Origin of the sequence: Myroides albus (assembly GCF_009711045.1) — a bacterium.
GTDB classification, from domain to species: Bacteria; Bacteroidota; Bacteroidia; order Flavobacteriales; family Flavobacteriaceae; genus Flavobacterium; species Flavobacterium album_A.
In genome coordinates this window covers 1-512 of sequence record NZ_WMJX01000134.1, presented here as the reverse complement: position 1 = coordinate 512, position 512 = coordinate 1, and the positions used below count along the sequence as shown (strand labels likewise).

1 protein-coding gene is annotated in these 512 nt (G+C 35.0%); it reads right to left on the bottom strand.

Features of this window, described 5'->3' with window-relative positions:
• The coding region (locus GJV76_RS15645; protein WP_230381585.1) for a transposase at positions 1–391 on the bottom strand (391 nt) is incomplete at its 3' end.
• Positions 392–512 lie beyond the last annotated feature (121 nt).

Sequence of the window (512 nt, the reverse complement as noted above, 5' to 3'; positions counted from 1 at the left end):
TAACATATTGTAATTCTTGTAACAGACGAACCACATCTGCAAAAAGCTGATGGATTTGACCTTTCAATCGCTTAGCGCGAAAATAATTAATCGTGCGATGATCAGGCAAGCTATTACCAGATAACCACATAAAATAAATGTTCTCCGTCAAAGCCCGTTCAATCTTACGCGATGAATAAATATTATTGAAATAGGCGTAGAATAAGACTTTTATCATCATACGGGGATGATAACTGGTGGTCCCTCCTCCTTTGTATTGACTTAAAATAGAACTAATATCTAACTCATCAACAACAGCATTGATAAGACGAACAGGATGGTCTAGAGGAATTTTAGAAAAAATATCTTCAGGAAATAGACTCGGCGATTTTAAACTTTCAGATTTGAACATTATATTTGTCTTTCTTATTGTTTGGTTGCACCTTGAAGATAATTATTTTTGAGGACAAACAATGAAAAAACCCCGCCTTTTTTAGACGGGGTTTTGTTTTTTAGGCTTTTTAGACAGCCTC